The following is a 21,489-nucleotide window of genomic DNA, read 5'->3' as shown; positions in this document are numbered from 1 at the left end:
CTATAAAATCTCCGGGTTTAAATTCCTGGCAATGATTTCAGTGATACGGATGCCAAAATTGTCTTCCACCACCACAATGTCTCCTCTGGCAACGCACTGGCCATTGACATACAAATCAGCCTGCTCTCCTGCCATTTTGTCCAGCACTACCAGGGACCCCTGGGTCAATTCCAGAATATCCTTGACCAGCTTTTTTGTCCGGCCGATCTCCACGGATATTTCCAATGGAACCTTCATCAGCATTTCCTGGTTTACGGTCTCCTCCTCTCCGCTTAAGGCGCCTGCCTCCAGCGGCTTATTTTGGGCCGGATGAATCAGCGTGCTTTCCCGGCTTCCCCTTTCCTTCATATCCCTCATCAGTTCCATCATCTGCATCTGAGACTGCTGCATCTGGTTTATCAGCTGCAGCATCCCTGAATCCACAGGCGTTGGCTGATATCCGGGAGATACCGTAAAAGCGGAAGGTGATACTGCCGGCTGTGGCTGTAACACTGGCTGCGGCTCCTGTACCGGCTGCCCCTGCCGGTCCGCCGTCAGCTCTTTTGGCCCTTCCGCTGAGTCCGGTTCCGGAATTGCCCCGCTCTCTTCTGATTCCGCCGCGGTTTGGCTTTCATTTTCTTTCAGGCTTTCTGTAAAAGGCTCAATCAAGCGCTTTGCCAAATCAGTGGACATAATATTCAAAAATTCATTTTTCAGCTTTCCTTCTATTTCAAGCAGGAAATGTACCACCACCATCTTTTCGCCCTGGGGAAAGAATCGTTCCTTAAACCACTCTTCACTTTCCACAGGAAAGGATACCGGCGTGGATATATTAACGGCATAGCCAAAGAACTCAGAAAGCGCAGTTGCTGATGACCCCATCATCTGGTTCATAACCTCGCATATTGCACTCATATTGATCTCATTCAGCTCAAATTCCTCCGCCGGTATCTCCGCCCCCATGAGCATCCCTACGATAATACGGACATCATTGAGGGCAAACATCATAACATTATTGCCCGTTAATCCTTCTACATAGGCAATCTCAACCCCTACCGCCGGTTCCAGTTTTTTAAAATCAAAATCATCTCTCATTAATACCCGGACAGTAGGGGTGGTAATATTTACCGTTTCGCCAAGCATTTTAGATACGGCTGTTGCCGACGCCCCCAGGCTGATATTCATTATCTCGCCTATGGCATCCAGTTCCATTTCCGTAAAATCACAAGCGCCCATTGTTTGTCTCCTTTTGCTCTTTCATTTTCTTACCGTACCTCTATTTCCCTATATCCAGCGCTTTCTGAGCCATAACCTTCATTGCATTTAATGCCGTCACATTTGCCTCATAGGATCTGGTGGCCGACATGCTGTCTACTGTTTCCTTTAGTAAATCCACATTTGGATAATTCACATATCCCTGTGCGTCGGCATCCGGGTGTCCCGGATTGTAGACCCGCTTCAGTTCCCTGTCATCCTCAATAATACCTGCCACCCTCACCCCCGCATTCCTGCTTAAAAATCCCTTTCCCAGGGAAGCATTGCGCAAAGCCTCCCGGAAGGAACCGGCCCCGTAGCTCTCAAACAGCACATCCTTTCTTCTGTAAGGCCCTCCTGCCTCTGTCCGCGTGGTGTCAGTATTAGCTATATTTTCCGCTGCGATATCCATCCGGAGTCTCTGAGCGCTCATACCGGAGGCGGCAATATCAAAAGAGCTTAAAAACGCCATCTGTATCCCTCCCTATTTTCCAAAAATGGAATTTACTGTCTGGACAATCCTGTCCGCATTAAACGGCTTTACAATAAAATCCTTTGCCCCGGATTTTATGGCATCCACCACCATACTTTCCTGTCCCATTGCGGTACACATAACTACTTTTGCGGACGAATCACCTTCCTTGATTTTCTTTAGGGCCTGAAGGCCATCCATATTGGGCATGGTAATGTCCATGATAACCAGATCCGGCTTTTCCTCCTCATACTTTTTCACTGCCTCCGCCCCGTCCTGCGCCTCGACAAAATTACTGTAACCGCTCTTTGTTAAAGCATTTTTTATCATCATCCGCATAAACGCAGCATCATCTACCAACATAATTTTTTCCATCTTCTTATCCTCGCTTTAATTTGTATTTTCCTGCCTAAGATGCCCTTCACTTTCTCCGTTTTCAGCTTCCTCATAAATCTGTTTTTCAATGCAGACAGCTATGTTCTTCTTATAGGCCCCCATCTTTCCGGTAAACCAGGGCTGGCGGCCCACAAAAATCTTTACATTTCCATCCTTGGGTTTATTCATGGAAATGACATCCCCCACCTTCAGGTTATAAAGGGTCTCCAGCTCCAGTTCCACGGTGCCCAGCTGTCCTGTTACAGGAAGAGCCGTATAGCGCAGGTTATCCATGATCACTTCTCTGTTGTCCTCATAGGAATAGCCTCTGGCAATATGCTTGCGGCTGTCGATCAGATGGAACATGTACTCCAGCAGCGTGCCTGGAATGCATATTTTTATCTTTTCTACCGCCATGCCTGCCACATCCACATTGAGAAGTATGATCGCCACTGTCTCGTCAAGACCGATTTCCTGGACCATGCTTGGGTTTTCTTCAATTCTTTGTACCTCAAAACCGGCATTGATATAATTGGAAAAACCGTCTTTTAGCGCCTGCACAAAATACTTCACCACTCTCCGGTATAATGCCACTTCCACATCAGAATAATGGTAATTTTCCTCCAGCTTCACGATTTCATCTCCGCCGCCCAGCATGTGGTTGATCAGTGTGATGATCAATCCGGGAGTAACATACACCATGAGCGGAACATTATTCTTTCCCTTGTCAGAAATCTCAACATCCGCCAATGTAATACTGTCATTTTCATGAAGTGAATTGACGAACTCATAGTATCTGCGCTCCTGCACTTCCATCACGGTTATGTCTGTAAGAACCCTGAATATTCCGTTTACCTGAGAAGTCAAAATACGGGCATAATTTTCAAAGACGCTGTTCAGTATTTTTATTTTGTCCTTTGTAAACTTTCTTGGACTGTAGAAATCATATTTACTGTACTTTGTCTCTTCGGCCTCCGGCTTCTTCTCAACTGACTGCTCCATCTTTTCAGGACCATCGCTCTGCATTGACTTAAGAAGCGCATCTATCTGGCTTTGGGATAGTACATCTGCCATTGCTGAAACCACCTTTACTCTTTTATTCTGATGTCTCTCCGCCTGCAAAAGCCTCTGTGCCTGAGGGCGGCATTGTGCTGGCTATATTCTCAGGCGAGGGCTGTGTCTGTGTAAAACCAGAGTCAGCGTTCCCGTTCTGACTGCCTGTCACAACGGTCTTGTCTGTATTTTTTTCACTGTTATATTCTTCAATATATTCGCTTATGGAACGTTCAGCCGTGCCCTCATCAATCAGCAGCATCTCAACCCTGCGGTTTTTTGCCCTTCCCTCCGAGGTGTCATTGGAAGCCACCGGCCTGAACTGTCCATAGCTGATATTGATTAATTTATCCGGTCCGATCACATTCTTTTCCTGTATAAAAGTGCACACCTCCGCCCCCCGCATGGCTGACAGCATGCGGTCTACACGCGGATTGTTAAGCCGTCTGGGGTCCCCCTGGGCCGTATGGGCCATAATATTAATCTGGGACAGCTTATCACTCACCGGGCTGATTGCCGAGCAAAAGGCAGCCAGAATCCTTTGGCCGGATTCCGTTATAGCAGACTCATTGCCGTTAAAGAACACATTGTCGTTAAAGCTTACGTATGTGTATCCGTCTCCTCTTGAAATTGTCACGCCCTCAGCCCCATTCTCATTCATTCGCTGGGCAATGGTCAGATAAAGCTTATTCAAATCTTCCGCGTCATCTGTGGTGAGTTCGTCCGGCTTCATTCCCTCTACCGCTGCATCCGGGTCAATGATTCCGCCAACATCAATCTGTTCCTGGGCTTCCTTCAAATCCTCAGGATATATACTGCGGACAAAGATTTCCCATTTCTGTTCGCTTAAACTGGACATAGAATAGAGCATGATAAAAAATGTCAACAGCAGGGTAACCATGTCGCCGTATGTATCCATCCAGTTTCCGCCCCCGTCTGTGGGACGGTTCCCTTTCTTTTTCTTCATTGCTACTCACCTGCCTCTGGATTGGGGGCCTTTTCTGCTTTTGCCAGCAGCTTACGCTGAACGGATTGTTTCGTGGAAGCCAGAAGGTGCTCCCGCAGATATTTTGGATTTTCCCCTGCCTGTATGGCAATAATCCCCTCAATAATGGTGGAACAGTAAAGCTCCTCTTCATCATTGCGGATACGCAGTTTTTTAGCAATTGGATGGAAAAACAGATTGGAGAGAAAGCTTCCGTAAAAGGTAGTAATAAGAGCTACCGACATATCCTGCCCCAGATTGGAAGCTCCTCCGCCGCCATCCAGATTAAGGCCTTTCAGCATGTTGATCAGTCCAACCAGCGTACCCACCATTCCAAAAGCCGGAGCATAGGCAGACGCCTTTTCATACAGCCCCGCCGCCGCGTCATGGCGGACCATCATGTTTTCCAGTTCCCGCTCCAGCACAAACCGGACCTTGTCCGGATCATTGGCATCAACGATCATCAGCACACTCTGTTTAAAGAACGGGTCCTTAATCTCCTCTGCCTTTTCCTCCAAAGCCAGCAGGCCATTCTGCCGCGCCACCATGGCCAGATCCACCATCTGCTCCACCAGTGCCGGAATATTATATTTTTTTCCCCGGAACAATATTAAAATATGTTTTGGTATATCCAGCAGGATGGATAAGGGATAGCTGGCAATGGTGGCGGCAAGGGTGCCTCCCACCACAATCAGGATACTGGGTATATCCACAAAATTTCCAATTTTATCCAGTCCAATTCCGTTGATAACCAGAAAAATACCGCATACGATTCCTATTAATGTTGTTAAATCCATACGAAAATGCCCCCTGTATCAATGCAATAGATGAAGGCAGCAATCCCTCATAACTTCTTTTACCTGTTGGGTAATGGATTCTGCGCTGTCTTTTACAAGATAAAATGTCCCATTCATCATCTTAATTTTTGTCTCAGGTATCATTTCCACGGATTCAATCTGGAAGAAATTAAGTAAAAGTGCCTCACCATTCAAACGGATTACTGTAATCATAATATTCTCTTTTCGCCCTTATCCTCCCGGGGCCGCCGTCAGACAGCCCCGGGAAGAGAATTTATTATCGTTTCATACTGATCAGGTCTGATAATATCTCATCGCTGACAGTAATCATCTTAGTATTTGCCTGGAATCCCCTCTGTGTCGTGATCATTTCTGAAAACTCCTTTGCCAGATCCACGTTGGATGCCTCCAGGTAACCGGTCATCAATTTGGATGTGGAACCGCCTGGAATGGTTGCGGAACAAAAGCCCGTATTATCGCCAATGCTTGCGGAGTAATAGCTTCCCCCGCTTTTCATAAGGCCTTCCTGATTTTGAAAGGTTACAATGGCTATCTTCCCCAAAGATACCTGGACGCTCTCGCCATTGTCGGGGTTCGTAACAGTGGCTGTAACCTCTCCCAGTTCATTGATCTTCACACTGGCAGCCTGAAGCGCGTCATCATCAAACCCATTGTTCAAATCAGAGGGGACCCTGAGCGCCACTAAATTGTCTGTCTCAAACCCCTTATTGCCATCCGGGCGGAATCCGTATATAAAATTCGTTCCGTCGGTAAGGTATCCCTGACTGTCAAGCTGAAACTGCCCCACACGGGTATAGGCAAATTCCGCTTCCTTTAATGCATCTGTCACCTCAGCGGCATCCCCGCCCACCTCAATCTCTTTTGTTGATATGGCCTGGGTTGCAAAAAAACCCTGTCCATTAATACATGCGTTCAGGCCTCCCACATAGGTAGGTGTGGAGGAAAGCATATCCGTACTGATGGAGCCCATCATACTTCCGTATCCATACTGGGCTCCGTTTGTACCGGCCGCCGTCGTGTCATCATTCTGAACTCCGCCCGTTGACTGGGTGGCTGTCTGATACATGGCCTCCTTAAAACTGTAGCTCTGAGCCTTAAACCCAAAGGTGTTAACATTGGCAATGTTGTGTCCGATTACATCCAGTTTGTTCTGATGTGCCCGCAGCCCTGATACTGCTGAATCCATTGCTCTTAACATTTTTTATCTCCCTTTCCGCTGTCTCTACTGTTGCACTTCCGGCACTTCGCCAGGCATCCTTTCGGTCCTGCCTATTTTGAAATGAGAACAGCACTGTCAATATTTGTAAAAATCCTGTCCTTCATATCCTCTTTGGACATGACTGTAACTACTACATTATTAGGTACATTTACAACAAAAACCGCCTGGCTTCCAATAACCGCCAAATCCTTAGCCCCCTTTTTCCGGGCCTCCTCTACCGCATGTTCCAGAACATTCTTAAACTGTCCGTCTGTTGTAATCCCCCGCTCTATACTCCGCTTTGCGGCATGTTTGGAAAAGTTCAGGCCTTCTACTGCTTTTATCTCCATATTTTCTTTTTCCTCTACACAAGAAACTGAACCTTCTCTTCCTCTCCCTTATCTGTTCCTCCAAAGGGATTATCAATCTTTCCCATTCCCACTATATAGGAAAGAGAATAATCTGTGCCGTCATCCGCAAGCCTGATGGTGGGGTTTCCTCCCACTAAGCTCACGGACTCAACAATTCCATATTTCACATCCACGGGCACCGGCTGTCCATATTCATTTTCTTTTGTCACGGCAACTGTGATTTCCTGTCCCACCAGCCCGGCTGCGTAGGTCTGTGTCGTAATGTTCATAGAATTATTTACAGCGTCTGTCATTGTGCCCAGAGACTGGACCATTGCCATCTGCGTCATCTGCGCCATCATCTCGCTGTTGCTCATGGGATTTGTCATATCCTGATTCTTAAGCTGCGCAGCCAGCAGCTTGAAGTAGCTTTCGATTGTCAGCGTATTCTTCTCATTGGAAGATGCTGTATAGTATTGTGTTATGTATGGGTTATTTGTGCCGCTTACTCCTAAACTATCAGCCATTTTTCCTCCTTATCAGACCAGCCCCAGCCTGACCTGCTGTATAAAAGACTCAGACTGCTGTTTTTTTCTGTCATTTTGCTGTTTTTGTTCCCGGCCCTCTGACCCGCGTTTCCTTCCGGAATCCTCAGGATAGGCTTCCTGCTGCGGTATGTAAACAACTGTCTCCTGGCCGGTTTTTTCCTCAATCATCCCTGCAATGCTGCCCGCATCCCGGCTCAGGATTTCAAGAGTTCTGGGATTAGCGGACATAAGCGCCACCGATGCCCTGCCTGCGTCGTAGGTCACACGGACAATAATTCTGCCAAGGCTCGCCGGTTCCAGTTCAATGGTCATTTCCCCATTTCTCTGCGGCATCCTGTTGGCAATGGTTTTTCCAACATCTGCCGGAAGTTCCTGCCGGGTCGTTCTGACTGTCTCAACATGTCCGGCCGCCTGATGTACGGCGCCCTCCGCCCCTTTACTGCCTTTTGCCGCGGATGCAAAATGCGCTTGTTCCGGCGCTTCATTCTCCCTTCCCAGGCTCGCCTGCCCCGGCCGGCCTGCTTCTTCCTTTTTCGAGGCAATCTCAGTTATTTTTCCACCTGCCTGGCGGGACGGTTCATCAGCCTGTGGTTTGATGCCTTCCTGCAAATCCCTGGCCTTTTCCTGCCGCAGAACATTGGAATCCTGCCCTGCTCCGGCCTTTTGGAGTTTTTTTGTCCCATCCATGGGAAGTCCCATATCAGCCATTGTCTTTGACTCCTTTATTTCCTGTTCCGCCTGAAGCATTTTCCCATGGACGGCAGCTTCCTCCGGGGTTGTCCGGCTTTCTGCAAATATCCTGGCCGTTTTTTCTCCTTCCGCCATCCCGCTTTGCCGCGCCTTCACAGATTCCAGATCCAGGACTGCTTCGCCCTGTTCCAAAAGCAGCTCTTCACACACCAAAACAGGCTGGCTCATACCCCATTCAAACCTTGCCGCAAAATCATGGTGCAGTTTCAGTGTCTGGAAATCATCAGCGTCCGGCCCCTCCTTTGGTTTTGTTTTCCCGCCGTCCTCCTTTTCCCGGACTTTCCCATCCGGCCGCGGCGATCCGGCATCCCTCACATCCGCAGCCTTTGCGCTGAGCATGTGGGAAAAATCCGCATTTTTCTTTCCGGATGGTTTTGATGGATTGGACAGCTTCTTATCCTGCCTTATCATCCGCACCATCTCAACATTGGCCATAAGCGTTTCCTCCTCATTATTATTTTTATAATCAACAGCAGTTGCTGCAATTATCAGCCTTATCCCCGGTGCTGGCTGCGGTTTAGCACCACGCTCCGGATTACAAATTCCTCGGAAAACCGTTCTTCCGCTCTCATCAGCTCTTTATTATACGCGGTCTGGCGCCTGTCCTTCAGCTTCTCAAATTTGGAGGTGTCTATCTTAGCCGCCACAACCTCCTTTTTTTTGCATTCTTCCTTTTCCCTTAAATCCTCAAGCCTTCTCTCTTCTTCCTCCAGGATTTTTCCCATCCGTTCAATGCACATATCATACAAGCGGTAATGTTCAATTAAGGCCCCTGCCCCCTTTGTCCGGTCAAATGCATCTTCATAACCGCTCAGGCTGCTGTGGGCGCGGATCACTTCTTCCTCCTGACGGATGACTTTTCTGTTCATGGCAGCGTGTTCTGTTTTTAAATGTTCCAATGTCTGCATTTTATAATCAAGGACTGTATCCAGGCCAAACCGGAATTGTTTCATGGTATTGTCTCCTAGCCGGTAATTTCTTTCATTAATGCCAATATCTCATGGTATTCAAAGCTTTCATCAATGTCCTGCTCCAGGAACTGGTTCATGCGGTCAATTTTAGAAACCGCCTCGTCTAAGGCTCCATTGCTCCCTTTTTTATATGCGCCGATTGAGATAAGATCTGCGTTTTTCTGATACAGCCCCATCATATTCCGGAAACGGGAGGCCAAAATCCTGTGTTCCTTTGAAACTACTTCTACCATTAATCTTGAAATACTGGCTCCAATGTCAATGGCAGGAAAATGGTTCTCACTTGCAAGCTGCCGGCTGAGCACGATATGGCCGTCCAGAATCCCCCGGACCGTGTCGGAAATCGGTTCGTTTGTATCATCGCCCTCCACCAGCACCGTGTATACCCCTGTTATGGAGCCCTGATTAAAATTCCCGCTCCGCTCCAAAAGTTTTGGAAGCTCGGCATAGATAGAGGGCGTATAGCCCCTGGCAATAGGCGGTTCTCCAATGGCAAGCCCAACTTCCCGCTGGGCCATGGCATAGCGGGTAAGGGAGTCCATCATCAAAAGCACGTCATTTCCCCGGTCCCTGAAATACTCCGCTATTGTAGTGGCGACCAAGGGGCATTTCATTCTGAGCATGGCGGGCTGGTCCGATGTCGCAACCACTAAAACCGACCGGTTCATTCCCTCTTCTCCCAAGTCCTTTTGCACAAACTCCAGGACCTCCCGCCCCCGCTCTCCCACCAGCGCGATCACATTAATGTCAGCCTTTACGTTTTTAGCGATCATTCCCATCAAAGTGCTTTTTCCCACGCCTGAGCCTGCAAAAATCCCTATTCTCTGGCCTTTCCCAATGGTATTAAGTCCATCGATCGCCTTGACTCCAAACTCCAGGCGTTCCCGGATCGGCGGCCGGCTTAAAGGATTTGTATAGGAACTGTTAACCGTATAAAACTGGGTTGGCTGAAATTCCTCTTTTCCATCCAGGGGTTCTCCCAGGGCATTGATGATCCTGCCCCGCAGGAAATTCCCCACCGGCACCTTAAGCCTGCGCCTTGTGTTGCGCACAAAGCTTCCGGAGGTTATCCCGCTGGTGGGCTCATAGGTCATAAGCTGGACTTTCCCGTCTTTAAAGCCCACTACTTCTGCCGGCACCTGACGGTTCTGCTCTTCGTTATAGATCATGACAATATCTCCGACGCCGGACCGGCCGCCGGATGCTTCTATGGACATCCCTACCACATTTTCAATTTTCCCAATGTGGCTTACAGCCTCCGCCTTGGCCACCATCTGAGGGATTTTCTTAAACATAAGCGCTCCTAAACTTTGATATTTTCCAGCAATTCCCTTATATTATCCATCTGGGTATCCACACTGATATCCACGATTTCTTCCGGCATTTCAATGATGCAGCTTCCATTGCTTTCTTTATTCATGACTATAAATTTGATATTGTCCGACAGCCTGGCCAATTCATTTACAACGTCCGCGTCCGCCTCCATCATCATGTTGTAATCGCTTTTCTCCATGTATATCTTTACCCATGCGGTCCGTTTCAGTTTTTCTATTTCTGAGACAAGCATTCTCTTGATGATATGGCCGCTGGATTTAAGACTGACGCAAATCACTTTTTCCGCCACGGCAAGAGAGCAGTCTTTTAATTCATCAAGGTATTTTTCAATGCTTCTTTCCTTGGCAGCATCAATGGCGCTGAGGGCGGTCTCCAGGCTGCTGCGAAACACGTCCTGCTGCTCTCTCAGCAACCTGCCGCTTTTTTCCATGCTCTCTTTCCGCCCCTGCTCATATCCCTCCCTGTATCCCTCCTCCCGCCCCTGGGAGGCGGATTCCTTTTTTATCCGGTCTGCGGTCTGCCTTGCTTTTGCAATGATATCTTCAGCCTGTGCATTTGCTTCCATGATGATCTGCCGGGCGTCCGCTTTTGCTCCCTCTATGATTCCTCCGGCCCCGCCAAGGGCCATGTAATCCGCCTCCTCCCTCGACTCCGGGCAGGGAAGAGGTACATCTTCTGCCTTTGGCCCCTTTTCCTTTACTGATTTTTTTGCAGGAGAAGACAGCTGGACAGGAAAAGAAAAGGCTTCCACCTTCGCCTCCCCCGGCTTTACAATGCCTTTAAACGATGATGTTATCATCCTCTCCTCCCTTCTTTATAATGACCTCTCCTGCTTCTTCCAGACTTCGGATAATATTGACAATGCGCTGCTGCGCCTCCTCAACATCCTTAAGCCTTACATTGGTGGTAACCTCCAAATCTCCCTTTACAGTTTCAGCCATACGCTTGGACATATTGGAAAAGAATACCTGCTTCATCTCATCCGGGGCGCTCTTAAGGGCATACACGATATCCTTTGTATCGCAGTCACGGACAAAACGCTGAATGGACCGGTCATCCATATCCAGAATGTTTTCAAATACAAACATCCTGGACCTGATATTCTGTGACAGATCAGGATTATGTTTATCCATCTCATCAAAAATACGTCTTTCACTGCTTCTGTCCACATTGTTCATAACATCTGCCACAAAGTCGATTCCGCCAAGGTTCATATTGTCCTCGCTGGTGATAATGGTTGCAAACTTACGCTTCATCTCCTCCTCAACAATGGCAATGGCCTCCGGGGACACCCTGTCCATATTAGCCATTTTTTCCAAAATCGGGATCCGCTTTTTATCCGGAAGCTGCTCCAGTACCAGGGCAGCCTGCTTGGGATCCATATAAGCCATAATAAGGGCGATTACCTGGGGACGCTCATGCTGCAGCAAAGACAGCAGCGCCTTCGGATCCCCTTTCATGAAGAAATTAAAGGGTTTGGACTGCAAGGTTCTGGAAACCTTTTCCAAAAGGCTTCTGGCTGCTGTTTCTCCAAATGCCTTTTCAAGTACATTTCTGGCATAATCCAGTCCTCCGTCTGACATCATCTTGTGTGTCAGACACAGTTTATAGAATTCATCCAGGGAATTTTCCACCTGACTGTTGGAAGTTTTTCCCATCTTCGCCACTTCATAGGTCAGATCCTCAATATCCTGCTCGCTGAGATACTTGTAAATCTGCGAAGCCCGGTCCGCTCCCAGGGACACGACCACAATGGCAGCTTTTTGCCTGGTATCAGTAATGATATCTGTCTCACTTTTCTTTTCTTCTTGTATCACTGCCTTTTCTGCCAATGTCCTCGACCTCTCCTCTCAGCCAACTCTGCACTAATTTTGCGGCAATCTGCGGATTTTGCTCCACAAAATCGCCGATATTCTGTTTCAGCTTCATACTATGCTGCATACGAAGGTTGATGATTTCTTCGTTCCTGCGCATCTCCTCATCCTGTGCGGCCACCCCCGCTTCAGCAGCTGCCCCATCAGCTATTCCGGGCGATTCTCCGGCCACAAACTCCTCCTCTGTATTTTCCACAAGGTCGAACAGCCCGTCCATGTCCGCATCCCCGGCTTTTGCCTTCTTCCTGCCCCTGCTGCGGAGTATAAGTAAAAGAACCAGCAGCACAAGCAGCACTATGCCCGAAATAATTGCAATCACCACTGGCAGCGGAAGATTCAATGCCTGATCCGGCTGGGCGCTCACCTGCCGGGCTTCTGCACCAGGAGACTGGCCCGCGCCGGGCGCTGCCGCACGCACGATTGCGATGTTCTGCTCCGCCGCATCCTGGGGAATGCCTGCGGAGTTGGCAACCAGCTTTACAAGGTCATTCCGGCTTACAGACATATCATCCGTATTGATCACAATGCCCACCGTGATATTTTCCAACACCCCCGGCTCTACCTGGCGCTGTTCCTTCACTGTGTTATACAGCCATTCCCTTGCGGCGCTGCTGTTGGCATAGTTGTCCGCCACAGTCTGGGTATTATCATTATTTGTATATCTGGGCGTATCCGCATTGGCATCCGCGCCTGCCACACCGCCGGCAGACACATCTGCTGCCAGTGAATTTTCATTTACAACATCTTCTTTATGAAGCAGACCGGTTTTATCCTGCTCGTCAATCTTATCCGGAGTGGAATACTGTGTATTTTCCTGGATCAGTTTTTCCATGTTCAGGGTCCCCTTAACTGAGACAGCCACATTTCCCTGGCCGTAAAGCTTTTCCAGTACCCGCCGCACATTTGCCCCGATATTGTTTTCAATCAGGCTTGTAAGGGCAGTCAAATCCTTTGCGCCGCCCAGGCCGCTTTCATCCGCGCTGTTATCCCCGATCTCCATCATGGTTTCCGCGTCAAAAACAGAGACGCTGGTAAAATTCATCCCCTTTACAGCGCGGGCGATCAGGTTCTTTATGGCCGCCGCTTTATCCGGCGTAAGGGCCTTTCCACTCTCCATGGTTACCACAACGGAAGCAGACGCGTCCGTGCCGGTCTGGTCAGAAATAGCGTATTTCTGCTCACCTGCCTCTGCAATCGTTACCTTCGCATCCCTCACTCCCTCAAACAAACGAATCTGGGCACCCAGCCGGTCCTGCAAGTCATAAAGCGTATACTGCTTTTTATCTGATTCTGTTGTCATCAGGCCTGCGTTATCACGATACATATCATAGGTAAACCCGCTCTTGGGATACCCCTGGCTTAAAAGTCTCGCTCTTGTCTGGTCCACATTTTCCTTGGGGACCTGGATTGCACCCTCCTTATCATTAAACCGATAGTCAACATTTCCCTCTTGAAGAAGCGACACCACCTCCTGGGCTTCCTCCTGATTCAGCCCTGTAAAAAGGGTGCTGTATTCTGGCTGCCAGCCAATTTTAAGGGCTATAACCGCCAAAACAACAACCACTGCCGTTACTCCAGTGATTGTCATTAACATTTTCTTTGATTTATCCGACAATTTCTGCCAGTTTTCCTTTAGAGTGTGCATTTTCCTTCCAGCCTTCTGCCATTATTGGTTTGAACTATACGCTCATTTTCATGATTTCGTTATAAGACTCCATTGCCTTATTCCTCAAAGCAACCAGCACCTCAACGCAAAGGGCTGCTTTTGCCTCAGCAATAGGCAGGGAATGAACATCGTCCAACTGCCCTGTGGCCAAAAGATATTTTTTATTCTCCGCGTCTTCCTGAGTAATGCGCACCTGTTCCACGGCGTTTTCCAATACGTTCTGAAAAAGGGATTTCTTTTCCCCAAAAACATCTTTGTTTTCAGCAGACCCTATACCCGGCACGGAATTCCACTCCTCCATTGGCCTGATAAATTCTGCTGATAATTTCATTGATAATTCCATCTTCCGTATCTCCTGTTAATTGAATTTAATGATCAATGCCTGCTTAAAAGGTTTTGGCCGCAGTGCGCAGACGGTTTAATTCACTGTTGATTGAATTCGCCGCCTGCTGATACTCGTAGGCCGTGCGCACAAGCTCCACCTGCTCCTGATCCATGTCCACATTATTGCCGTCCAGACGGGTAGCTTCATTCCAGGTTGTGAGCAGGCCTGCCCTGCTTGACCTGATTGCTTCCGCTATTGCGCTTTGGGTCTTCCTCCCGTCTGCGCCGCCGGCATTTTGGATCTTCTTTGCCAATTCTTCCTCAAACGTTACATACTGGGCTTTAAAACCAGGGGTATCCACATTGACAATATTATTTAAAGTTATGTTCTGTCTCCCCCATAAATAGTCCAGAACCTTTTCTGTAAGCCCTATTCCATTTCCATACATTCCCGACACATTACCACTCCTTTATATTTCAAATTTCGACATTTATATATAGCAACAATCAGGCCTTATGGTTATGAAACCGCCATTAACAATCTCATTTTAAAAAGTACTGACTGATGTCTATCGTAAAACCGTACAAAAAAATATATTTATATAAGCACCTGGTATGCGCATTTTTCACAATCAATATTTTAAGCCTCAATAAAAAATCCACCTTAGTTACGACATAATGTGGATTATGTCATAAACTATAGCCGGATTAAATAATTTCCTGTCGAATTTCTATGCATAAATTATTATTATTTTATTACTTTTAACAAATTTTAGGGATTTTGAAAATTTTGGGTTGCAATCTTAAGATAATTGTCATATCATGGTATCAGTTGCACCGTGCCGTCTCATGGAACCAAATAAAATCGTGCTGTAAAAAACACAGCAGCAACTAAAAAAAACCGAGGAAAAAGTATGGGGATTCCCATACTTTAAGATGTGGCAGAAGCCACTGGATGTATGAGTTGTTCTGTTGTCTGCATAATTTGAAACATTAATTACAGTATGTAGTTTTTCTATCTTGTTTTTTTAAGACATAATCCACATTATGTCATAATGCTGATTTTTTCTTGAGGGTTTTCACTCTTATCATCAAGCACAAGTCCCAGTTCCAATTGCTTCTGGTAGGCCTCTTTGCTGCTGACCATGGTATAACGCCTGGTTGTTTCCACACTGCTGTGTCCCAGGAAATCAGCCAGCCGGACCAGATCTTTTTTCTGCTCGTAGTAACAGCGCGCAAACAGGTGACGCAGATTATGAGGAAATACCTTTGTTTCCGCTACCTGGGCCGCACCGCATAATTCTTTCATCCCTGCCCAGATATTTCTCCTGTCCATCGGCTCTCCCTTGTCTGTAACAAAAATGCAGCCCTTTTTGATTTTTTTCTTGCGGCAATAGTCTTTCAGTACAATCACAAGGGCAGCAGGCAATGGGATAAACCGGTATTTTCCCTTACAGTCGATTTCCACCATTTGGCCTTTCAAGGCTTCCACGGTGATATATTTCAGTTCACTGACCCGGATTCCTGTGGAAGCAATGGTCTGCAGTATACAGCTCAGCTGTATTTTTTTCTGCATATTGGCCGCTCTCACCAGGTTTTTATAATCCCGATAGGAAAGTTCCCGGGATTCATCCCGAAAAAGGCATCTCTGCACCCGGCAAATATTCACGGAGCACTCCGGCCTGCCAATAAAAAGCAGATAGCTGTTTAAAGCTACCAGCATGGAATTGACGCTGGTAATCTTATATTCTTTCTGCAGATAGCCCTTGTACAGAAGCACCTGTTCCCGTCCCCAGTTATCTGTTCCCGCAAATTCAAGGAAACGTCTGGCGTCTCTTACGTATTTTTCCACCGTATTCTTACTGCGCTCCCTGTCACGCAGCCAAGCGGCAAACTGTTCCAGTTTCTGATCTTCCATGTTGTTTTCCTCCTCGTACTGTGATCAGCTTTGTTATTAGGTTATCTTTTTATTATAGTATACCCAATAATGGAAGTAAACCTGATTTCCAGTTTAAGTAAAAGGATGGATACAGCTTTAACTGGACGGCTGCCGGGAATTCCGGCATTTTCGCGCAAAATGCCGGAGCGTAATTTATTACGCTTCGGCAAAACTTTTCCCGCTTCATCATGGAAATCTTAGTATTTGCTCATGTCCTCCCGTGTTTCCCTTCTCTTTTCCGATGTGTACGGTTCACTTTTATATCCTGTGTCCTCTGATATCCGGAACTGGCTTAAAAGGGACTTCATAACATTGGCCTGCCCGCTCAGCTCCTCGCTTGCCGCAGCGCTTTCTTCAGATGTGGCGGAATTCATCTGTACCACTGAAGATATCTGCTTAACGCCCTGGGAGATGTTTGCGATAGCGTCAGCCTGCTGCTGGGAGGAATCCGCGATTTTTTCTACCATATCCAGTATTTGTGTTGTCTGCTCAGCCATTTCATCAAATGCCGCGTCTGTGTTAGCTGCCAGCTCCTCTCCATTTTTTACATGCTGCAGGGATCTTCCAATCAGCTCTGTGGTATTCTTTGCCGCGTCCGCGGACTTCTGCGCCAGGTTGCGCACCTCATCTGCAACAACAGCAAAACCCTTGCCTGCATTTCCTGCCCGCGCTGCTTCCACAGCTGCGTTTAATGCCAAAATATTGGTTTGGAATGCAATATCGTCAATCACCTTAATGATTTTTTGAATATCCTCTGAAGCAACAGCAATATCTTTTATGGCGCCAAGCATCTGTTTCATTTCATCACGGCTTCTGTTTACAACCTCGCTGGCTTTATGCCCCACCACATTGGCATTCTGGGCGTATTCAGCGCTTTTTGAAATCTGTTCGGAAATTTCGTTAATCCTGTCGGACAAGTCTTCCACGCTTCCGGCCTGCTCGGTGGCTCCCTGGGCCAGGGCCTGCGCCCCGCTGGCAACCTGGCCGGCACCCACATTCACCTGTTCAGAAGCAGCATGCAGCTCGCTTAACACATCGCTTATCTTTGAGCGGAAATTCCTGACCGAAATTTTTATATTCTTGAAATCCCCCAGGAATTCCACATCCGTGGCGCAGGCAAAATTGCCCTTTGCGTATTCTCCCATTACATAGTCTATGGTTTCCACATACTTCAGAAGCTCTTTGAAGGAAAAATTCATGCGCTCCACCAGGCTGCCGAATTCATTGTTTGCCTGGTAATCAATTGTACTTTTCAAATCTCCCTTGGAAAGCCCGATCACCACTTCCTCCACCTTCTTCACAATACCGGTAATCTTTCTGGTTGTGACAATTGCAAGGAAAAGGCTTCCCACCAGTACGATAAGGAATGTGAAAATGCACAGCCACCTGAAGATTGTAATTTCCTGCAGAGATGCTTTTTCACTTTCATTCCTTTCCTGGGTTGTGGCTGCGTTGATTCTCTGAGCGATGGAAGAGAGACTGCTGAGAACCGGAGAGCATTCATTCAATATAATCTGCTTTGCCTGTTCCTTATTGCCCCTTTCTATTTCCGAAACCGCCCTGTTGGCAATATCAACCCACTGGTTAAACGCAGCCTCATACTCTGCCGCCAGCCCGTCCCGCTCTCCGTGAACGCTTTTAAACTGGGTTATCTTCTCCCTGGCAGCCGCCAGGCTTGCGTTAATCTCAGATTTCAGGTTTTCCTCCGAGGCCCTTTCTTCCGTCAGCATCATCTCCCGCAGGTCCCGGGCTGCAACGTTCACATAAATCCTGCTGTCCTCCATGGCAGTATCCGCGGCAATTATATTGTCCAGCAGTTTATTGGTGCTGCTTTCGATTTTCCCCATTCCGAACACAGAAACAGCCGTAAGGATGCCTCCCAGGAAAATAATGGCGGAAAATACTGCTAACAAATAAGATTTCAGTTTCATCTTTTCAAACATAATGGCTCTCCTTTATCTTATGATTTATAGAAAACACTTTATTTTATATGTCGTCAAAAAATGGAAAAAGTTAAGAAAAACTTTTACATTTTTTCATCAGCCTGGCGCTGTCCGCCGCGCCGGCCACATAAATCCTGCGCGCCAGTTCATTTCCATTTTCCAGCGGGCTTATGTATTGGCTGTAAAGATACCCTGCCTGTTTTGACGGAACCACAAGAATATCTGACTGCAGGGACGCGGGGCTTATACAGTCTTCTTTTTTTGGCTCTGCGCCTCCTTCCCAGTGGGGAAGGTAGATTACAATCTCCGCGTTTTCCCTGACCGGCCCGAACTCACAGGCCGCTTTTCCCCCCGGTCCGTCCAGGAACACAAAATCCGGACGTTCTCCGGCCATATGGTACAGCTCAAAGGCCTCTGCTTTTACCCCGCCAAAGACATCAGGGCATGTGTCTGATACACGATAAAGACGGCGCTGCCCTTTGTCCCGGAAGCTGTCCCAGAAGGGTTCCATAAGATGCCATCCCTCCCGGCTGCCAACCAGAAACACAGCCACCAGGGTGCCCTCAAATTCCGTTTCCAGGTATTTGCTGATTTCTCCCCGCTTTCCGGCCAGCGCTCTTCCTATTTTGAAGCGTGCCCTGGGTTCCTGCTCCGTCAGGTACTCATAGAGCAGCTCGCAGTATTCCTCCAGCATTGCCACGGTCTTTGTTCCGTATCCCTCTTCCTGTTCAATGATCTTTCCAATGGCAATCGCTGAATTCTGCATATCCTCAAGCAGCTGTTCCAGCATGTCCGTATCTTTTTTCTTTACCCCGGAATCCAGTAGCGCTTCCCCTTTTCCAAGGGTGGCAACCATTTCCCGCATCTTCTGTCTCAATTGCTCCCGCATGTTACTGCCGCCTTTCCTCGCTGTTTTTATTTATATCGGCACTTTTCCACAATCCATAACTATTATTTTAATTCCCATATTTTTTTCTTATTCTTTTCTGTTTTTTGCCGATAAATAAATAAAGCTTTATGATTTTCAACTATATTTAACGAAAGTGGTGGGAACACAATGGATAACGGCATGGATAATATTCTTGATACCTATCTGTATGAATCCAATTCTCTGTTGGATCAGCTGGATGAAATGCTGGTAAAGGATGAAAAAGAAGGGGACTTTTCCCCTGATGATGTGAATGAAATTTTCCGGATCATGCATACCATCAAAGGCTCCTCTGCCATGATGGAATTTAATTCCCTTTCTACAATCGCTCATCATATTGAGGATTTGTTCTTCTACATCCGCGATAAAGGAATCGAGTCCCTGAGCCCGGAGCACAAAAGGGAACTGTTTGACCTGATGTTCAAATCAGAGGACTATTTAAGGAGTGAGGTAGGAAAGGTGGAAAGCGGTACTCCGCTCTCTGATAACATTGACTCATTCTCATCTGAGATCAATGAATTTCTCAAAAAAATCAGTGCTGAAGAAAACAGTTCCATGGAACCAGAAGCCCAGGAGGCTTCTGTGGGTCCAAAAGCCAGGGCGGATGCGCCTGCCCTGCCCCAGGACCCCAAAGCGGTCTGCTTTTTCCATATTTTCCTGGAGGAAGGGATAGGGATGGAAAACCTCCGGGCTTATATTATCGTCAATGCCCTCAAAGAATGCGGATTGGATTTCAGATATTATCCGGCGGATATGGAGAGCAACCCTTCCGTCTGCCAGGACCTTATTGACAACGGTTTCTTCCTGTCCTTTGAAAGCCATGAAGCCGCCGCCCAGGCAGAGGGCATTATAAAATCACAGAATTACATACGGTCCTACGAACTGCTGGATTCCCCGGACCATACTCAGGACAGGGACGTTCCTGCTAAAACCCAGGATTCCCCGGCGGCGGACAATGTCTCCCTCCCCGCCGCAAAGCCGGCAGCCGCTGGTCCTTCCGCCTCCGCGCCCAGCCATTCGCCGGTAAAGCAGAGCCTGATCAGCGTCAATCTGATGAAGTTAAACAGCCTTAATGATATTGTGGGCGAAATCGTTATTACGGAATCCATGGTCACCTCCTCTCCGGAGCTGAACCTTCTGCCCAAAGAAAGCTTTGACAACTTTATGAAATCCGCGCGGCAGCTGCGCAAACTCACCCATGACCTTCAGGACATTTCCATGTCGCTGCGCATGGTGCCCATATCAGGGGTATTCCAGAAGATGAACCGCATTGTCCGGGACATGAAGCAAAAGCTGGGAAAAGATGTGCGTCTTACCATTATAGGTGAGGATACGGAAGTGGACAAGACAATCGTTGACAGCATACAGGATCCCATTATGCATATTGTCCGCAACAGCATGGACCATGGCATTGAGGAAACGCAGGAGGAACGGATCGAGGCCGGCAAAGCAGCCCAGGGAGAGATCATTCTCAGCGCTTCCCACACCAGCAGCGAGGTAGTGATCTCTGTATCTGACGACGGCTATGGAATGAACGCCCAAAAACTCCTTGCAAAAGCGGCTGAAAAGGGGCTTCTTACAAAACCCGAGAGCGAGTACAGCCAAAAAGAAGCCTTGGGGCTTATTATGCTGCCCGGATTCTCAACCAACCAGGCTGTAACGGAATATTCCGGCCGCGGCGTGGGAATGGATGTTGTTAAAAAGAACGTGGAATCAGTGGGGGGGACTATTTCCATTTCCAGTGAAGCAGGTTTAGGCACCACGATCAGCATGAAGATCCCCCTTACGCTGGCAATTGTGGACGGCATGAAGATAACGGTTGGAGATTCGATTTTTACCATCCCTGTTTCCAACATCCGCCAATCCTTTAAGGTAACGGAGGAACAGGTGATTCATGATGAATACGGCAATGAAATCGTAGACTGCCTGGGCAGCTTTTACCCCATCATCCGGCTTCATCAATTTTTCCACATGGATACCAATGCTCCCAATATTAAGGATGGAATACTGATATGGGTGGAAGCCAGCGACTGTTCCTACTGCCTGCTGGTTGACAGCCTTATAGGAGAACAGCAGGTTGTGGTAAAACCTCTTCCCGCATATTTAAACACGTTTGAACTCAAAAATTATGGTATAAGCGGATGCACCATTCTTGGGGATGGGAATATCAGCATCATCCTGGATATTCTCGGCCTGTACGCTGCCGCTATTAAAAATATGTAATTGAGGGAGGTTTTGTGTCATGTCCAATCACATTGAAAATCAAGCAGAGAAGCAGCCTGAAATTCAGACAGGAAGTCCGTCTGTTGAGCGCTGTCTTGTTTTTGAGTCCGGAGCCCTTTCTCTGTTCATGAGTACAAATTATGTCATCGAAATCATAAACGGCCACTCCATCACTCCGATTCCCATGATACCTTCGTTTATTAAGGGGATTTTAAACCTTCGGGGACAGATACTTCCAGTTGTCGATATCCGCCTTTACATGGGTCATGAGGAAATGGAATTCACCCGCCAGACCTGCATCATTGTTCTCCAGGTGGACTCCCTTTCTTTGGGAATCATTGTGGATTCCGTGCAGCAGGTAATTGATATTGACCTGGCAAATGTCCGCTCCATTCCTGTAAAGCGGCAGCAGAAGCTTTTAGACGGCATGGTAACCCTGGAAGACGGGCGTGTCCTTATGTCCTTTGACTGCAAAGCCCTTATTAACGATCCGTGCTGAAATAC

General features: G+C 47.7%; 23 protein-coding genes. 2 read left to right on the top strand and 21 right to left on the bottom strand.

The window, feature by feature from the left end; genetic code table 11:
• The 21 genes from fliY to G614_RS26730 form a co-directional block, all read right to left on the bottom strand.
• Positions 1-1,215 (bottom strand): flagellar motor switch phosphatase FliY, encoded by a 1,215-nt coding sequence (gene fliY, locus G614_RS0104035; protein ID WP_027640906.1) that lies wholly within the window; start codon positions 1,213-1,215, stop codon positions 1-3.
• A 40-nt stretch (positions 1,216-1,255) separates the two neighbouring features.
• Positions 1,256-1,705 carry a flagellar basal body rod protein FlgC gene (gene flgC / locus G614_RS0104030; RefSeq protein ID WP_027640905.1) on the bottom strand — a complete coding sequence of 150 codons (450 nt, stop codon included), beginning with the start codon at positions 1,703-1,705 and terminating at the stop codon, positions 1,256-1,258.
• A 12-nt stretch (positions 1,706-1,717) separates the two neighbouring features.
• Positions 1,718-2,080, bottom strand: a complete 363-nt coding sequence (locus tag G614_RS0104025) for a response regulator (protein ID WP_009296873.1) — start codon at positions 2,078-2,080, stop codon at positions 1,718-1,720.
• Positions 2,081-2,095: 15 nt separating this feature from the next.
• Positions 2,096-3,154, bottom strand: a complete 1,059-nt coding sequence (locus G614_RS0104020) for a flagellar motor switch protein FliM (protein ID WP_027640904.1) — start codon at positions 3,152-3,154, stop codon at positions 2,096-2,098.
• 22 nt (positions 3,155-3,176) lie between these two features.
• Positions 3,177-4,100: an OmpA/MotB family protein gene (locus tag G614_RS0104015; protein ID WP_027640903.1), complete on the bottom strand. Its 924-nt coding sequence runs from the start codon at positions 4,098-4,100 to the stop codon at positions 3,177-3,179.
• Between the two features lie 2 nt (positions 4,101-4,102).
• Positions 4,103-4,915, bottom strand: a complete 813-nt coding sequence (locus tag G614_RS0104010) for a motility protein A (protein WP_027640902.1) — start codon at positions 4,913-4,915, stop codon at positions 4,103-4,105.
• Between the two features lie 18 nt (positions 4,916-4,933).
• Positions 4,934-5,128, bottom strand: a complete 195-nt coding sequence (locus G614_RS0104005; protein WP_027640901.1) for a flagellar FlbD family protein — start codon at positions 5,126-5,128, stop codon at positions 4,934-4,936.
• Between the two features lie 64 nt (positions 5,129-5,192).
• Positions 5,193-6,134: a flagellar hook-basal body complex protein gene (locus tag G614_RS0104000; RefSeq protein WP_027640900.1), complete on the bottom strand. Its 942-nt coding sequence runs from the start codon at positions 6,132-6,134 to the stop codon at positions 5,193-5,195.
• 71 nt (positions 6,135-6,205) lie between these two features.
• Entirely contained in the window at positions 6,206-6,484 is a 279-nt protein-coding gene (locus G614_RS26750) for a hypothetical protein (protein ID WP_080664469.1), read from the bottom strand.
• A 14-nt stretch (positions 6,485-6,498) separates the two neighbouring features.
• Positions 6,499-7,011, bottom strand: coding sequence for a flagellar hook capping FlgD N-terminal domain-containing protein (locus G614_RS29670; protein ID WP_044917397.1), 513 nt, complete (start codon positions 7,009-7,011; stop codon positions 6,499-6,501).
• 12 nt (positions 7,012-7,023) lie between these two features.
• The gene (locus tag G614_RS29210) at positions 7,024-8,217 is read right to left on the bottom strand and encodes a flagellar hook-length control protein FliK (protein WP_027640899.1); all 1,194 of its coding nucleotides are present in this window, start codon (positions 8,215-8,217) and stop codon (positions 7,024-7,026) included.
• Positions 8,218-8,276: 59 nt separating this feature from the next.
• A complete protein-coding gene (locus G614_RS0103980) occupies positions 8,277-8,735 on the bottom strand; it encodes a flagellar export protein FliJ (protein WP_027640898.1) in 459 nt (152 codons plus the stop codon).
• An 11-nt stretch (positions 8,736-8,746) separates the two neighbouring features.
• Positions 8,747-10,048: a FliI/YscN family ATPase gene (locus tag G614_RS0103975; RefSeq protein ID WP_027640897.1), complete on the bottom strand. Its 1,302-nt coding sequence runs from the start codon at positions 10,046-10,048 to the stop codon at positions 8,747-8,749.
• Positions 10,049-10,056: 8 nt separating this feature from the next.
• Complete coding sequence (locus G614_RS0103970) at positions 10,057-10,887, bottom strand: FliH/SctL family protein (protein ID WP_027640896.1); 831 nt, start codon at positions 10,885-10,887, stop codon at positions 10,057-10,059.
• Positions 10,868-11,920 (bottom strand): flagellar motor switch protein FliG, encoded by a 1,053-nt coding sequence (fliG, locus tag G614_RS0103965; protein WP_027640895.1) that lies wholly within the window; start codon positions 11,918-11,920, stop codon positions 10,868-10,870. Before fliG ends, G614_RS0103970 begins: the two co-directional genes overlap by 20 nt.
• Positions 11,880-13,607 (bottom strand): flagellar M-ring protein FliF C-terminal domain-containing protein, encoded by a 1,728-nt coding sequence (locus G614_RS0103960; protein WP_027640894.1) that lies wholly within the window; start codon positions 13,605-13,607, stop codon positions 11,880-11,882. Before G614_RS0103960 ends, fliG begins: the two co-directional genes overlap by 41 nt.
• Positions 13,608-13,641: 34 nt before the next feature.
• Positions 13,642-13,971 carry a flagellar hook-basal body complex protein FliE gene (gene fliE, locus G614_RS0103955; protein WP_080664468.1) on the bottom strand — a complete coding sequence of 110 codons (330 nt, stop codon included), beginning with the start codon at positions 13,969-13,971 and terminating at the stop codon, positions 13,642-13,644.
• A gap of 43 nt (positions 13,972-14,014) precedes the next feature.
• A complete protein-coding gene (flgB, locus tag G614_RS0103950) occupies positions 14,015-14,410 on the bottom strand; it encodes a flagellar basal body rod protein FlgB (protein WP_027640892.1) in 396 nt (131 codons plus the stop codon).
• A 587-nt stretch (positions 14,411-14,997) separates the two neighbouring features.
• On the bottom strand, positions 14,998-15,870 hold the full coding sequence (locus tag G614_RS26735) for a tyrosine-type recombinase/integrase (RefSeq protein ID WP_044917395.1): 873 nt from the start codon (positions 15,868-15,870) through the stop codon (positions 14,998-15,000).
• A 218-nt stretch (positions 15,871-16,088) separates the two neighbouring features.
• On the bottom strand, positions 16,089-17,834 hold the full coding sequence (locus tag G614_RS0103940; protein ID WP_027640891.1) for a methyl-accepting chemotaxis protein: 1,746 nt from the start codon (positions 17,832-17,834) through the stop codon (positions 16,089-16,091).
• A 70-nt stretch (positions 17,835-17,904) separates the two neighbouring features.
• On the bottom strand, positions 17,905-18,723 hold the full coding sequence (locus G614_RS26730) for a hypothetical protein (protein WP_044917394.1): 819 nt from the start codon (positions 18,721-18,723) through the stop codon (positions 17,905-17,907).
• Positions 18,724-18,891: 168 nt separating this feature from the next.
• On the opposite strand from G614_RS26730, the gene G614_RS0103930 reads away from it, so the two are divergent.
• Together G614_RS0103930 and G614_RS0103925 are read left to right on the top strand one after the other, a co-directional pair.
• A complete protein-coding gene (locus G614_RS0103930) occupies positions 18,892-20,985 on the top strand; it encodes a chemotaxis protein CheA (RefSeq protein WP_027640890.1) in 2,094 nt (697 codons plus the stop codon).
• A gap of 19 nt (positions 20,986-21,004) precedes the next feature.
• Positions 21,005-21,484, top strand: coding sequence for a chemotaxis protein CheW (locus tag G614_RS0103925; protein ID WP_027640889.1), 480 nt, complete (start codon positions 21,005-21,007; stop codon positions 21,482-21,484).
• Positions 21,485-21,489 lie beyond the last annotated feature (5 nt).

It is taken from the genome of [Clostridium] clostridioforme AGR2157 (genome assembly GCF_000424325.1).
In the GTDB taxonomy this organism is placed as follows: domain Bacteria; phylum Bacillota; class Clostridia; order Lachnospirales; family Lachnospiraceae; genus Enterocloster; species Enterocloster clostridioformis_A.
The sequence above is the reverse complement of the archived record's forward strand: the minus strand, read 5'-3'. Positions and strand labels throughout refer to the sequence as shown.

Coding starts and splice junctions, on each gene's coding strand:
- fliY (WP_027640906.1), bottom strand. CDS start 1,215: ATGGGCGCTTGTGATTTTACGGAAATGGAACTGGATGCCATAGGCGAG.
- flgC (WP_027640905.1), bottom strand. CDS start 1,705: ATGGCGTTTTTAAGCTCTTTTGATATTGCCGCCTCCGGTATGAGCGCT.
- G614_RS0104025 (WP_009296873.1), bottom strand. CDS start 2,080: ATGGAAAAAATTATGTTGGTAGATGATGCTGCGTTTATGCGGATGATG.
- G614_RS0104020 (WP_027640904.1), bottom strand. CDS start 3,154: ATGGCAGATGTACTATCCCAAAGCCAGATAGATGCGCTTCTTAAGTCA.
- G614_RS0104015 (WP_027640903.1), bottom strand. CDS start 4,100: ATGAAGAAAAAGAAAGGGAACCGTCCCACAGACGGGGGCGGAAACTGG.
- G614_RS0104010 (WP_027640902.1), bottom strand. CDS start 4,915: ATGGATTTAACAACATTAATAGGAATCGTATGCGGTATTTTTCTGGTT.
- G614_RS0104005 (WP_027640901.1), bottom strand. CDS start 5,128: ATGATTACAGTAATCCGTTTGAATGGTGAGGCACTTTTACTTAATTTC.
- G614_RS0104000 (WP_027640900.1), bottom strand. CDS start 6,134: ATGTTAAGAGCAATGGATTCAGCAGTATCAGGGCTGCGGGCACATCAG.
- G614_RS26750 (WP_080664469.1), bottom strand. CDS start 6,484: ATGGAGATAAAAGCAGTAGAAGGCCTGAACTTTTCCAAACATGCCGCA.
- G614_RS29670 (WP_044917397.1), bottom strand. CDS start 7,011: ATGGCTGATAGTTTAGGAGTAAGCGGCACAAATAACCCATACATAACA.
- G614_RS29210 (WP_027640899.1), bottom strand. CDS start 8,217: ATGGCCAATGTTGAGATGGTGCGGATGATAAGGCAGGATAAGAAGCTG.
- G614_RS0103980 (WP_027640898.1), bottom strand. CDS start 8,735: ATGAAACAATTCCGGTTTGGCCTGGATACAGTCCTTGATTATAAAATG.
- G614_RS0103975 (WP_027640897.1), bottom strand. CDS start 10,048: ATGTTTAAGAAAATCCCTCAGATGGTGGCCAAGGCGGAGGCTGTAAGC.
- G614_RS0103970 (WP_027640896.1), bottom strand. CDS start 10,887: ATGATAACATCATCGTTTAAAGGCATTGTAAAGCCGGGGGAGGCGAAG.
- G614_RS0103960 (WP_027640894.1), bottom strand. CDS start 13,607: ATGCACACTCTAAAGGAAAACTGGCAGAAATTGTCGGATAAATCAAAG.
- fliE (WP_080664468.1), bottom strand. CDS start 13,971: ATGGAATTATCAATGAAATTATCAGCAGAATTTATCAGGCCAATGGAG.
- G614_RS26735 (WP_044917395.1), bottom strand. CDS start 15,870: ATGGAAGATCAGAAACTGGAACAGTTTGCCGCTTGGCTGCGTGACAGG.
- G614_RS0103940 (WP_027640891.1), bottom strand. CDS start 17,834: ATGTTTGAAAAGATGAAACTGAAATCTTATTTGTTAGCAGTATTTTCC.
- G614_RS26730 (WP_044917394.1), bottom strand. CDS start 18,723: ATGCGGGAGCAATTGAGACAGAAGATGCGGGAAATGGTTGCCACCCTT.
- G614_RS0103930 (WP_027640890.1), top strand. CDS start 18,892: ATGGATAACGGCATGGATAATATTCTTGATACCTATCTGTATGAATCC.
- G614_RS0103925 (WP_027640889.1), top strand. CDS start 21,005: ATGTCCAATCACATTGAAAATCAAGCAGAGAAGCAGCCTGAAATTCAG.